This window comes from Planotetraspora sp. GP83 (genome assembly GCF_041262585.1).
In the GTDB taxonomy this organism is placed as follows: Bacteria; Actinomycetota; Actinomycetes; order Streptosporangiales; family Streptosporangiaceae; genus JAOEGB01.
This window is the reverse complement of sequence record NZ_JBGCBZ010000006.1, coordinates 104,680-116,470: the sequence shown is the minus strand read 5'-3', so window position 1 is coordinate 116,470 and position 11,791 is coordinate 104,680. Positions and strand designations below refer to the sequence as shown.

Annotated in this window: 10 protein-coding genes; 7 read left to right on the top strand and 3 right to left on the bottom strand. The window is 70.7% G+C overall.

What is annotated here, in order from left to right; genetic code table 11:
• Positions 1-12: 12 nt before the first annotated feature.
• Positions 13-1,575: a glycosyltransferase family 39 protein gene (locus ABH927_RS10775; protein ID WP_370020411.1), complete on the top strand. Its 1,563-nt coding sequence runs from the start codon at positions 13-15 to the stop codon at positions 1,573-1,575.
• A gap of 113 nt (positions 1,576-1,688) precedes the next feature.
• Here ABH927_RS10775 and ABH927_RS10770 read toward each other — a convergent pair whose 3' ends face one another.
• Positions 1,689-3,287 (bottom strand): stealth family protein, encoded by a 1,599-nt coding sequence (locus ABH927_RS10770; protein WP_370020409.1) that lies wholly within the window; start codon positions 3,285-3,287, stop codon positions 1,689-1,691.
• A gap of 155 nt (positions 3,288-3,442) precedes the next feature.
• Between ABH927_RS10770 and ABH927_RS10765 the strand changes: the two genes are divergently transcribed.
• Complete coding sequence (locus ABH927_RS10765) at positions 3,443-4,312, top strand: CDP-alcohol phosphatidyltransferase family protein (protein ID WP_370020407.1); 870 nt, start codon at positions 3,443-3,445, stop codon at positions 4,310-4,312.
• A 127-nt stretch (positions 4,313-4,439) separates the two neighbouring features.
• A complete protein-coding gene (locus ABH927_RS10760) occupies positions 4,440-5,480 on the top strand; it encodes a sulfotransferase (protein ID WP_370020405.1) in 1,041 nt (346 codons plus the stop codon).
• A 137-nt stretch (positions 5,481-5,617) separates the two neighbouring features.
• On the opposite strand, the gene ABH927_RS10755 is transcribed toward ABH927_RS10760, so the two are convergent.
• Together ABH927_RS10755 and ABH927_RS10750 are read right to left on the bottom strand one after the other, a co-directional pair.
• The gene (locus tag ABH927_RS10755) at positions 5,618-5,863 is read right to left on the bottom strand and encodes a hypothetical protein (RefSeq protein WP_370020403.1); all 246 of its coding nucleotides are present in this window, start codon (positions 5,861-5,863) and stop codon (positions 5,618-5,620) included.
• A complete protein-coding gene (locus tag ABH927_RS10750) occupies positions 5,853-7,433 on the bottom strand; it encodes a PspC domain-containing protein (RefSeq protein ID WP_370020401.1) in 1,581 nt (526 codons plus the stop codon). Before ABH927_RS10750 ends, ABH927_RS10755 begins: the two co-directional genes overlap by 11 nt.
• 220 nt (positions 7,434-7,653) lie before the next feature.
• Here ABH927_RS10750 and ABH927_RS10745 point away from each other — a divergent pair, with 220 nt between their 5' ends.
• From ABH927_RS10745 to ABH927_RS10730, 4 genes are all read left to right on the top strand, one after another.
• Positions 7,654-8,856, top strand: coding sequence for a PspC domain-containing protein (locus tag ABH927_RS10745; RefSeq protein WP_370020399.1), 1,203 nt, complete (start codon positions 7,654-7,656; stop codon positions 8,854-8,856).
• The gene (locus ABH927_RS10740; protein WP_370020397.1) at positions 8,853-9,491 is read left to right on the top strand and encodes a response regulator; all 639 of its coding nucleotides are present in this window, start codon (positions 8,853-8,855) and stop codon (positions 9,489-9,491) included. Before ABH927_RS10745 ends, ABH927_RS10740 begins: the two co-directional genes overlap by 4 nt.
• Before the next feature lie 87 nt (positions 9,492-9,578).
• Positions 9,579-11,045 (top strand): glutamate-cysteine ligase family protein, encoded by a 1,467-nt coding sequence (locus ABH927_RS10735; RefSeq protein ID WP_370020395.1) that lies wholly within the window; start codon positions 9,579-9,581, stop codon positions 11,043-11,045.
• Positions 11,046-11,777, top strand: a complete 732-nt coding sequence (locus ABH927_RS10730) for a neutral zinc metallopeptidase (protein ID WP_370020393.1) — start codon at positions 11,046-11,048, stop codon at positions 11,775-11,777.
• Positions 11,778-11,791 lie beyond the last annotated feature (14 nt).

Here is an 11,791-nt window from a genome sequence, read left to right as displayed (position 1 = left end):
ACGGGTGCTCGTATGACGGGGCTAACTGCTCCGCCTGCCGTACGGAACCGTGCGGTACGGCTCGGCGTCCCCCGGCGCCCTTCGCGGCGCATGAGGTCCGGCCCGCCCAGGCCGAGTGCCGCCGTCGTCGTGCCGGGCCTCCTCGCGCTCGTCGCCGGGCTGTGGGACCTGAGCGGCCCGCCGCTCTGGCGGGACGAGGCCGCGACGATCAGCGCCGCCACGCGGACGCTGCCCCAGTTGCTGCACCTGCTCCACACGGTGGACGTCGTCCACGGCGCCTACTACGTGCTCATGCACGTCGTGGTCGCGGTGTCCGGGACCGGTGACGTGGCGGTGCGACTGCCGTCCGTCCTGGCCGGGGCGCTGGCCGCCGCCGGAGTGGGCGTCCTGGGGCGCGCGCTCGGCAACCCCCGAGCCGGCCTGTACGGCGGGGCGCTGATGGCCACGATGCCGGTCTTCTCCCGCTATGTGCAGGAGGCCCGGCCGTACCCGTTGGCGATGGCCATGACGGTCGGCGTGTCGCTGCTGCTCCTGCGCGCCCTGCGAGAGCCGTCCCGGATCGCCTTCGCGATGTACGGCATGGCCCTGGCCGGGCTGGCCTACGTCAACCTGTTCGCCTTCCTGGTCGCCGGAGCCCACGGGATCTACGTCGTGTGGTCGCGGGGGCCAGTCCTGAAGTGGTGCGGAGCCGTCGCGATGGCGCTGGCCGCCGTGGCGCCCTTCGCGGTGCTCGCGTCCGCGCAGAGCGCCCAGGTCTCGTGGATTCGCTCGCCCGGCGCCGATGACGTGGGCATGCTCGCGGTCCAGCTCTTCGGTGATCTCGGCGCGACAAGCCCGGCCTGGGTGGGGGTGGCCCCACTCGCGGGGGGCCTCGCGCTGCTCGCCATCACTCGGCATGTCCTGCATTTCCCGCGAGGCCGGCAGGAACGGCAGGGATGCGGGGGATGGCGGGGTGAGCGCGGGGAAAGGCTCGTCGCGCTCGCCCTGCCGATGGTCGTCGTGCCGCCACTGGCGCTGTTCGCGGCCTCGTGGGCGGACCATCCGGTCTACGTCTTCCGCTACGTCTTCTGCTGCGTGCCCGCCGCGGCTCTGCTGGCGGGCGCCGGGCTGGCCGCGCTTCCCCGCCGGGCGGCCCTCGCTCTCCTGGTGGCGGGGCTCGGACTGTCGATTCCCGCCCATCTCCTCACCAGGGGACCGGACGGGCGGCAGGACGATCCCGCTCCCGTCGCGTCGGTGCTCGCCGCCGGCGCGAAGCGCGGAGACGCCGTGCTGTTCGTTCCGGACAAGGTCAGGAAGTACGAGCTGGTCTACCCGGAGATCTTCGGACGTCTCGATGACGTCGCTCTCAAGCGGTCACCCCAGCGCGACGGCAGTTTCGGCGGACGCGACGTGGGCCCCCTCGCGCTGGCTACCCGCCTCGCCGGAGTTCGCACGCTCTGGGTGGTCGGCCACACCGGCAAGGCGGCGAAGGGGAGCAAGCGGCTGAACCTCGTCCGCGGCCTGTTCGTTCCCGCGGGCCGATGGACCTCCCGTGGCATGTTCGTGGCCCGCTACGAGGTGCCCGCCGCCCGCTGAGAGACCTCATCCGCTGACGGGGCCGCCGAAGGGTCGATCGCCGCTGAATAAGCCGATGGCGGGCCGCCTCCCATGGGCGGCCCGCGAAGTCAGACGAGGTCGAGCGGGGGGAATCAGACGAGCTCGAACGGCGTCGGCGTGGGGTAGTAGGCCTCGAGGAAACGGGCCAGCAGCGCGTCCTGCTCGGCGGTGGTCGGGGCGGTGTCGTTGAGACAGAAGGCGTCGTGCCTGCGGCGGGTGAGCATGCGGCGGAGCTTGGCCGGCGTCTTGCGCAGCGACAGGTCGACGTAGGTGTAGTCCACCGTCCCCGGCACGGCCCGGCCGCTCAGATAGCCGTAGTAGTGCGCCAGCGACGACACGACCGAGATGTCCGAGGACTTCCGGAAAGTGCTGCGCGAGGTCGCCTCGAACTCGGCCGAGAACCGCTCCTCCAGCTCGAACATGAGCGAGCGGCGCAGCGCGTACGGCACGTGCTTGAGCTTCTGCGTCAGCGTCCGGCCGGAGAGGTTCTCCAGCATGCGCCGGTTGTTCATGCCGGCCGCGTGGACCGGCGACTCCTCCGACTCCGGCGCGCCGAACGGCACGTGCACCACGCTCGGGAAGAACCGGGTGATCCCGTTCCCCTCGAAGAACGTCCGCGGCGACAGCGGGCGGCCCAGGAAGAAGTCGTCGTTCAGGTAGAGGAAGTGCTCCGCCAGGCCGTCGATGTGGTGGAGTTGCGTCTCGATGGCGTGCGAGTTGAAGACCGGCAGCACCGACGGATCGCTGAAGATCTCCTTGTGGTCCACCACGGTCACCATGGGGTGGGTCGTGTCCAGCCATGACGGCGTCTGGCCGTCGGTCACGATCCAGACCCTGTTTATCCAGGGGGCGTACGTCAACAGCGAGCGCAGCGAGTAGCGCAGCTCGTCCCTGCTGGTGAACCGCGCCTCGGTCGTGGCCAGCTCGCTGAGCCCGCCGTTCGGGCCCTCGCCGGCTCCGCCGGAATGCGCGCCGGAGAGAGCGAGGTCGCGACGGGCGCGCCAGGCGGGGTCGCCGCCGTCGACCCAGGTGTAGACGGCGTCGATCGGAAAGTCGATGTCGTCGACCAGCCGCCGGGTGAATTCCGGCCGTGTTGGGTATGTCCGCACGCTCCGCGCGGCCGACACGAGGGTGTTGAAGAGCTGCTCGCCGCCCTCGACCGTCTCGTCCCACACCGGGACGACCTCGCACGCGAGGTTGGGCCGCGGCGCGATCAGGACGTCCCCCTCCCGCGACCAGAACTCCAGGTCGCAGCCGTGCTCCGGGCCGAGCGTCAGCGTCCGCGACGGGCTGGCGAACAGCAGCGCCACCCGCACGATCCGGGCGTCCTCCAGAAGCCCCGCCGCGCGCCGCAGCGGGCGTATCCGGCCCACGTCCGACGGGCGGGTCTTCGCGCCCTGCTTGCCGTACGGCTGCCGCGCCGCGAAGAGCGGGTGCCCGCCGGCGGCGAGCGCGGTGAGCGCCCGCGTGCGGTCGCCCTCCGCGACGGCCACGACCGGCGGACGGCCCGGCATCGGGCGGACACAGAAGTACGGCACAGCGGCGCCGGAGAGCAACGAGCACACGAGGTCGAGCGTCTCGCGCTGCGCCTGCAGCGGGCTCGCGTCCTCGCGGATCAGAGCGGCCCGCGGCGTCGGCTCCCAAGATGGCAGCCGCCCCTGCAGCCGCCGGTACAGCGTAATAACCGGCATGGATCTCCCCCCGGACACGGACTGTAACGGATCGCGACCACGATTGGCGGACGGTTTACCCAGGTCGGGGACATAGTCAAGAACTGGCAACGAGATGCCCAGCCTGTTCCCGAACTACGCGTGAACGGCTACCCGCTGTAGTCATTCTTACCTGCATGGGGGGCTACACGCTGGATGACATCCTCGCGACTCGCAAGCCGAGGGACTCGTGGTGGACCGTTTTCATGGTCGACCCGCTCGCCTGCCGGCTCGCGCTGCTCGTCGCCAACCACACGGCGCTCACGCCCAACGGGCTGACCCGGCTGTCGATGCTGATCGGCCTCGGGGCCGCGGTCTCCTTCGCCGAGGGCGCGCTGATTCTCGGGGCGGCGCTGTTCTACCTCAGCTTCACCGTCGACTGCATGGACGGGAAGATCGCCCGGCTCAAGGGCACCGGCACGCCGTTCGGCCTCTGGCTCGACTACGTCGGCGACCGGATCAGGGTGGTCTGCTGCGCGTTCGGGATCGGCTTCGGGCAGTACGCCCAGGACGGCGACATCGAGTTCCTGCTCGCCGCCATGGGCGTCGTCCTGCTCGATCTGTTCCGCTACATCAACGGGCCGCAGCTCAAGCGCGTCAAGGAGGCCACCCGGGTGCTCGCCCAGGCCCGGATGAACGCCGACTGCGTGTTCGTGGAGGACGTCCTGCACGCGCGGCCGCGCACCGACGTGGGGGAGCTGGCCGCCCCGGACGGCCGGACGCTCGTGGACCTGCAGAAGGAGTTCCACGAGCGGTTCCCCTGGTACGACCGGTTCCGTGTCTTTCTCGTACGGCACCGCGTCCGGACCCACGTGGTGAGCGGAATCGAGTTTCACGTCGCGGTGTTCGTGGTCGGCCCGCTGCTCGGATCGCGGTCGTGGGTGCCGGTGTCGGCCGGCGCGGGGGCGCTGCTGCTGGCGTTCGAGATGAGCCTCGTCTACCGCGTCTGGCTGGCGACCCGCCAGGTCCCGCGGGACACACCGGAGAGGAACAGGATTCTTGTCTGATCGGCCTGCCACCGCGCCCGCCGGGGGCCCACGCCCGGTGCGCGAGCGGCCGGCCGCCCACGCGGGGGCGGCCGACGCCCGCCACGCGTCGACATCTCATCAGGGTCATCACGGGGGGATTGATTTCATGCAGTCGGACAGGCCGGTCTTCGTCATCGGCTGCCCGCGTTCGGGCACCACCATGCTGCAGCTCATGCTGCACTCGCACCCGCGCATCGCCGTACCGCCGGAGACCCGGTTCCTGGTCCCGGCCTACTTCTCGCGCAGGATGTACGGCGACATGCGCCTGGCGGAGAACCGCCGCACGCTGGCCAACTGGATCGCCACCGGGCGGAACACCAAGTTCCGCGAGTTGGGCCTCGACGAGGCCGAGTTCGTCCAGTCGGCCATGCTCGGCCCGGGCAGCTTCGGCTCGGTCATCGGGATGGTCTTCAAGAGCTACGCCGAGCGGTTCGGCAAGCCGCGCTGGGGCGACAAGCGGCCCAGCTACTACCGGCACGTCGAGATGATCACGCGGATGTTCCCCGACGCCCAGTTCATCAACCTGGTCAGGGACGGGCGCGACTGCGTCGCCTCCCTGAAGGAGATGCCCTGGTACAAGCCGGACAGCGTGCACGCCATGGCCAACTGGGCCGAGGCCATCGACTTCGGCGAGCGCAACGCCCGCAAGCTGCCGGCGGACACCTTCTACCAGCTCCGCTACGAGGACCTGACGGCGGATCCGGAGACCGAGCTGAAGAAGCTGTGCGCCTTCATCGGCGAGGACTTCGACCCCGCCATGTGCGAGCCCCGGCACATCGCCGAGGTGGCGGTGCCCAAGCACAAGGTCTGGCACAGCAACACGCACGGGGAGGTCACCACGGCCCACGCGGGCAGATGGTCCACCAGGCTGGAGCCTTGGGAGATCGCCCTCTGCGAGGAGGTGCTGGGCGACCGCCTCATCGCCAACGGCTACGAGCTGAGCGGAGCGCCCAAGGCCGAGCGTCAGCACGTGATCGCCTTCAAGGCGGCGGCCGGCAAGCGCCGTACCGCGCGGCTGCGGAAGTACAACCGCGACCGGTTCACCAGGCTCCGGGAGCCCGGCCCGCTCGCTGCCCTGCTGACCGAGGGCCAGCGCAGGCTCGCCGGCCTCCCCCAACAGCGCACCCGCGAGCTGGTCATCCGCTGACTCACCCGCCTTCCCGCGTGATCATGCACGGGTTCCTGGGTGCGGCCACTGAGGTGCGCACCCAGCTATGCGTGTGGGTGCCGTGCCCGGGGTGCCATCGCCGGAACCTGTGCATGATCACGCGCAGGGGGGTGGGGCTATCGGCGGAGGGCTTTGGCGATGATGGCCACGAAGGCCGCGAAGCCGAGGCCCCCGACCAGCACGGGCGCCATGATCACGGCGTCGGGGGGCGGGCCGGTGAGGTAGCGGACTCCGATGCCGACGAACAGCAGACCGCACAGCAGGGCCATCCAGTTGGTCCGGTGCACGCGGCGAGGCCGCTCGGACCGGCGGTCGGGGCCGATGGAACCGACGGACACGTGGCGCTGGGGATCAGGCCGCACGGCGCACCTCCACGTCCCCGATCCCGGCCTTCACGTGCAGTTCGATCGTCGGCACGTCGCCCGGGCCCGTGACCTCCGGCTCCAGGACGCGGTCGAAACTGACGTCCGCGCCGTCCTCCACCTTGTGGTCGATTTTGACCTCGCCCAGCTTTGTGTAGCCGTGCACCTCGACGCGCGCGGTCGACGGCACGATCACCGTGATCTGCCCGACCGACACCGACGCGTTGAACGTGACCCGGCTCCCCGGCGCGAGGGCGTAGTCGCTCAGGTCGAGTCTGCCCTCGCCCATGCCCAGGACGTAGTCCTTGTTCGCCTGGGCGCTGCTCACCGGCCGCCACACGAAGCTGCCGATCTTCTTCGGAATTCCGTTCACCGACGACCCCGCGACAAGGACGAGCGACACGATGGTGCCGGCGGCGACGAGTGCCGCGCCCCGGCCGAACCACGTCGCGACCAGCAGTCCCGCGCCGATCGTGACGAGAACCGCCCCGCCGATCACCGGCAGGCTGACCGCACCGGCGCCCGACCGCTGCACCGTAACCATGACTCCTCCAACGATCAGCGCGAGGCAGATGGTGAGTCCGCCGATGAACGACCTCGGCCGCTTCGCCTTCCTCGGCTGCGGCGGCCGGGGCGGCGCCGGAGGCGGCGACGGCTGGTACGACTCCTGGTGCCGGTACGGCTCACGCGCGGTGTACGGGCCGTGTGGTGCGAAGGGCTCTCCGGAGGAGTAGCCGTAGGTGCTGTCGCGGGCCTCTCTCGCGAGGTCCGACAGTCTCCGGTAGCCCGCGGTGGCCGGTGGCCCCACGGGCATCGCCGTGGTGCCGGCTGTGGTCCTGGCCGTCGCCCCCGACGCGCCCCGGTCCGCCGCCACATCCTCAGGGGCGGCCGCGCCCCCCGCGCCCCCCGAGCCCGCCGCGTCATCCGTGCCGGCGGCACCTGACGGCATCTCCCGGGTGCCTGCCGTACTGGCCGGTTGGGACGGCACGGCGGGGTCAGGCGTGGTGGACCGGGGGTCCGTCATGGTGAACGGCGCCTGCGGGGGGGGCGAGGTGAAGGCCGCGGTGGCGGGCGTGCGGGTCATGCCACGCCGCCCGGTCGCCCGCTCGGGCACCGACTTGGCCATCATCAGCAGGTCGACACCCCGTGCGTGCGCCGCCAGAAGCACGATGGCCAGCAGTGTGCCGACGACGATCGTGCCCCTGCTGATCCCGCCCGACGCGACGTTGATGATCAGGCCGAACGCGAAGACCGCCGCCATGAGCGCGAGCACGGTCTCGGCGTCGAACATCCGGCGGGTCCACTGCTCCAGATATCCGGGGCCCCCGCCGGGCTCCCGCATGAGGAGGAAGGCCGCGACGTACAGCATGATCCCGATGCCGGACGCGAGGACCAGGACGGCGAAGCCCACCCGGAACAGGACCGGGTCCATGCCCGTGTACCTGCCGAGACCAGCGCACACGCCGGTGAGCATGCGGCCGGAGCGGCTGCGGCTCAGCACGCGCTCGGGCTCGCCTCCAGGAGCGGCTCCGGCGGCGTTGTCTGCGGTGGTGGGTGGTGCCTCGGTCATGGTCCCATCCTGGCGGTCCGCGCCGCTCGCCCACTATCGGGGGAACCCCTGACTCACCCCCGAACCGCCGGGGTTCGCATCAGGGCACCGCCTGATCGCAGCGAGGGCCGCCAGGAGCTTGAACGCTTGGACCCTGAGACCGCGTGCGACGGCTCGGGGGAGGACCCGGGGCATGCCCTGATGCGGTGTGGGGCTCTGACGTGTGACGATGCTTCACGATATGTCTGAGACCCGTAATCTCCCCGAGGAGTACCCGAGGCTCGTCAGGCCCGTCGCGGGCCGGGTGGTCGCGGGTGTCGCCCAAGGTGCCGCCGCCCAGTTGCGGCTCGACCCGGTCGTGCTGCGGCTGGCCTTCGTGCTGCTCACCGTCGTCGACGGCCTGGGCTTCGTGGCCTACGCCGCCCTCTGGATGTTCACGCCCAAGGAACAGGTCCCCAAGGAACAGGTCAAGGGGCCCCAGCCGGGCCGCGACTGGGGCCAGCTCGCGGCGTACGGCGTGCTCTGGCTGGCGCTTGCCGCCTTCGGCTGGATGACCGGCGCGTCCAGCGGGGGATTCGGCACCTGGCCGATCGCCGTGGGCGGCATCGGGGCCCTGATCCTGTGGCAGCAGGCCGACCCCGGCCGGCGGCAGCGCTGGATGACCGGCGCGGTGAAGCACGTCAGCACGACCTGGGTCCGCACGGGCATCGGGGCGCTGCTGGTGGTCGTCGGCGCGATCGGCTTCCTCGCCGCCAGCGGCGAGCTGGCGAAGGCGCGGACCGGCCTGGTCTTCACGGCCGTCGTCGTCGGCGGGATGCTGATGATCGCCGCGCCGTGGCTGGCCTCCCTCGTCAAGGAGCTCCAGCGCGAGCGCACCGAGCGCATCAGGCAGGAGGAGCGGGCCGAGGTGGCCGCCCACGTCCACGACTCGGTGCTGCACACCCTGACCCTCATCCAGCGCAACGCCGCCGACCCCCGCGAGGTGACCCGGCTGGCCCGGTCCCAGGAGCGCGAGCTTCGCAACTGGCTCTACCAGCCGAAGCAGGACGCCGACGCCACGCTCGCGGCAGCCGTACGGAGGGTCGCCGCCGAGGAGGAGGACGCCCACGGCGTGCCGATCGAGGTGGTGTGCGTGGGTGACTGCGAGCTGACCGAGGGACTGGTGGCCTTGCTCCACGCCGCCCGGCAGGCGATGGTGAACGCGGCCAAATACTCTGAGTCTCCCGTGATATCCGTCTACGCCGAGGTGGAGAGTGACGAGGTGACGGTGTTCGTCCGGGACCGCGGCAAGGGCTTCGTGCTCGACGACGTGCCGGAGGACCGGATGGGCATCCGCCAGTCGATCATCGGCAGGATGGAGCGCCATGGGGGAAGCGCCAGGGTCAGGACCGAGCCAGGCGACGGAACCGAGGTCATGCTGACCATGAAGAGGAACGCCAAATGAAGACCGTACGTGTGCTGATCGTCGACGACCACCGGCTGTTCCGATCGGGTGTGCGCGCCGAGCTGGGGCCGTCGATCGAGGTGATCGGCGAGGCCGAGGACGTGGACACGGCCGTCCAGGCGATCTCCGAGCTGGAGCCCGACGTCGTACTGCTGGACGTTCACATGCCGGGTGGCGGCGGCCAGGAGGTGCTCAAGCGGGTCCTCGGGTCGGGCTCGCAGGTCCGGTTCCTCGCGCTTTCGGTGTCCGACGCGGCGGAAGACGTGATCGGTGTGATCAGGGGCGGAGCCAGGGGATACGTCACCAAGACGATCAACGGCACCGAGCTGACCGACGCCATCGTCCGGGTGTCGGAGGGCGACGCGGTCTTCTCGCCGCGGCTGGCCGGGTTCGTCCTGGACGCCTTCGCCTCCACCGAGGCCCCGCCGATCGACCCGGAGCTCGATTCGCTGACCCAGCGCGAGCGCGAGGTGCTGCGGCTGATCGCGCGCGGCTACGCCTACAAGGAGATCGCGAAGGAGCTGTTCATCTCGGTCAAGACGGTCGAGACGCACGTGTCGAGCGTGCTCCGCAAGCTCCAGCTCTCCAACCGTCACGAGCTCTCCCGGTGGGCCACCGCCCGCCGCCTCGTGTAGCTCCGCCGGCGGAACATCGCATGAGCGGCAATTCTCAGGAAACAACGCTATAAGCGATCGGGGACGAGGCACCGCTCGGAGGTTCCCATGGGACGTGACGTACCAGCCATCGCGTTCACCCGGGAGGACCGCCGCCGCTACCGCGACAAGGTGCGCCGGTCACTGGACGTGCTCGCCCAGATGTTGCGGGAGTCGCGGTTCGACGTCGAACGGCCGCTGGCGGGCCTGGAGATCGAGCTGAACCTGGTCGACTCCCGTGGCGAGCCGGCCATGAAGAACGCCGAGGTCCTGGCGGCCATCGCGGAGCCGGACTGGGCGACCGAGCTCGGCCAGTTCAACGTCGAGATCAACGTCGCCCCGCAGGAGCTCTCCGGGGACGGCGCCCGCCGTCTGGAGGATTCCGTACGGCGGCGCCTCAACCGAGCCCAGGAGCGGGCCGGGCTGGTGGGCGGCCACCTGATGCTCGTCGGAATCCTTCCGACGCTCCGCGAGTCCGACGTCAGCGAGGCGACCCTGTCGGCCAACCCGCGGTACAAGCTGCTCAACGAGCAGATCTTCGCCGCCCGTGGGGAGGACCTGCACATCGCGATCGACGGGGTGGACCGGCTCGACACGTACGCCGACAGCATCACCCCCGAGGCGGCCTGCACGAGCGTGCAACTCCACCTGCAGGTCAGCCCGGCCGCGTTCGCCGACCACTGGAACGCCGCGCAGGCCGTCGCCGGGCCGCAGGTCGCGGTGGCCGCCAACTCGCCGTTCCTGTTCGGCAGGGAGCTGTGGCGGGAGACCCGGATCAGCCTGTTCGAGCAGGCCACGGACACCCGGCCCGAGGAGCTGAAGGCGCAGGGCGTGCGGCCGAGGGTCTGGTTCGGCGAGCGGTGGATCACCTCGGTGTTCGATCTCTTCGAGGAGAACGTCCGCTACTTTCCCGCGTTGCTGCCGATCTGCGAGGACGAGGATCCGCGGAAGGTCCTCGACGACGGCGGCACGCCGGAGCTCCACGAGCTGACCCTGCACAACGGCACCGTCTACCGCTGGAACCGGCCGGTCTACGCGGTGGTGGACGGTGTGCCTCACTTGCGAGTCGAGAACCGGGTGCTGCCGGCCGGGCCGACGGTCGCGGACATCGTGGCCAACGCGGCGTTCTACTACGGCCTGATGCGGGTGCTGCCGACGGCGGAGAGGCCGGTGTGGACCCGCATGTCCTTCGCCGCCGCCGAGGACAACCTGCGGGGGGCCGCCCGCCACGGGCTCGACGCGCGCCTCTACTGGCCGGGTCTCGGCGAGGTCCCCGCCGCCGAGCTCATCCTGCGGCGGCTGCTGCCCCTGGCCCACGAGGGCCTTGACCTGTGGGGAGTGGATCCGGCCCAGCGTGACCGGCTGCTCGGCATCATCGAAGGGCGCTGCGTCACCGGCCGCACGGGGGCGACCTGGCAGGCGGAGACCGTACGGGCTCTCGGCGGCGGATACGACGCGCTGCGCGAGATGACCTTGCGGTACATCGAGCACATGCACACCAACGAACCCGTCCACACCTGGTCATATCCGGATTAATTGTGTGCATCGGTCCAAGGATCGGGCAGCATTGCGGTCGTGGCGCCTCGACTGATCGCTCCCCTCACGCTCGTCCTCGCCGTCGTGCTCGTGCTGACCGCCGCCTGCGGGCGGGCCGGGCGGCAGCACTCGGCCGGCTCGCCGCCCGGCACGGCGTCCGCGGGTCCATGCAAGGACTCGGGGGAGGATTTCGCCGGCGATGTCAGGCTGGCCCGGTGCCTCACGGAGTGGTTCTGGACGAAGCGGTTCGCCGCCGGCGGCGCGACCTACCAGCCGATCAAGTCTTTCGTCCCCTATCACGGCACGGACGGGCCCAGTTGCGGAGGCCAGCCCGCCGTGCCGGACAACGCGTTCTACTGCCCGGCCGGGCACTTCATCGCGTTCGACGCGGACTGGCTGGAGTCGCTCTACGACAACATGGGCGATGGCGCGGTCTACGTGATCATCCCGCACGAGTTCGGGCATGCCGTACAGGCGCAGCTCATGAACGACTTCAGCTTCAACGTGGAACGTGAGCTCCAGGCCGACTGCTACGCGGGAGGCACGCTCAGCGGGCTGCTCCAGGAAGGCCGGATCCAGGCCGACGCGGGCGACGACTCGGAGCTGCTCACCAGCCTCGCCGCCGCCGGAGACCCCACCGACGCCTGGTGGGCGCCGGACGCCCACGGCTCGCCGCAGCAGCGGCAGGGATTCTTCGCCAAGGGCTTTCAGCAGGGCGTCGGAGCCTGCTGACGCACCGCCCGCCC

Coding starts and splice junctions, on each gene's coding strand:
- ABH927_RS10775 (WP_370020411.1), top strand. CDS start 13: ATGACGGGGCTAACTGCTCCGCCTGCCGTACGGAACCGTGCGGTACGG.
- ABH927_RS10770 (WP_370020409.1), bottom strand. CDS start 3,287: ATGCCGGTTATTACGCTGTACCGGCGGCTGCAGGGGCGGCTGCCATCT.
- ABH927_RS10765 (WP_370020407.1), top strand. CDS start 3,443: ATGGGGGGCTACACGCTGGATGACATCCTCGCGACTCGCAAGCCGAGG.
- ABH927_RS10760 (WP_370020405.1), top strand. CDS start 4,440: ATGCAGTCGGACAGGCCGGTCTTCGTCATCGGCTGCCCGCGTTCGGGC.
- ABH927_RS10750 (WP_370020401.1), bottom strand. CDS start 7,433: ATGACCGAGGCACCACCCACCACCGCAGACAACGCCGCCGGAGCCGCT.
- ABH927_RS10745 (WP_370020399.1), top strand. CDS start 7,654: ATGTCTGAGACCCGTAATCTCCCCGAGGAGTACCCGAGGCTCGTCAGG.
- ABH927_RS10740 (WP_370020397.1), top strand. CDS start 8,853: ATGAAGACCGTACGTGTGCTGATCGTCGACGACCACCGGCTGTTCCGA.
- ABH927_RS10735 (WP_370020395.1), top strand. CDS start 9,579: ATGGGACGTGACGTACCAGCCATCGCGTTCACCCGGGAGGACCGCCGC.